This is a genomic window from Pedobacter sp. 05L430, from assembly GCF_056397585.1.
Window position 1 is genome coordinate 1 of sequence record NZ_JBFTNT010000652.1, and the last position, 399, is coordinate 399.

Below are 399 nucleotides of genomic sequence, written 5' to 3' on the forward strand. Positions count from 1 at the left end.
CTTGTATATTGCGCAACCAACTATCAGTAAAGCAATTAAGGATATTGAAGCAGAGATGGCTGTCCCTTTATTTGACCGGAGTAAAAGAAGTTTAGTACTTACTGATGCAGGTAAAATTTTTTTCAAGAAATGTCAAGAAATCATCGCACTATATGATAATTTGCCCACTGAAATTAATAGTTTGTATGGTTTAGAAACAGGTCATATCACTATTAGTATGTCTGCAGTGATGAGCATGCGTAAATTTATTGGCGTATTAGGAGACTTTCATCAACTTTATCCGAATATCACGTACAACTTAATCGAAAGTGGTGGTAAGACGACTGAAAACCTTATACTTAATGATGAAGTGGATATTGGTGTGACAACATTGCCAGTAGATCATCAAAAATTTGAATG

The 399-nt window shown here is 34.6% G+C and carries 1 protein-coding gene; it reads left to right on the forward strand.

What is annotated here, in order from left to right:
- On the forward strand, window positions 1-399 hold a 399-nt coding region (locus AC1DG9_RS27810; RefSeq protein ID WP_477635804.1), incomplete at both ends, for a LysR family transcriptional regulator.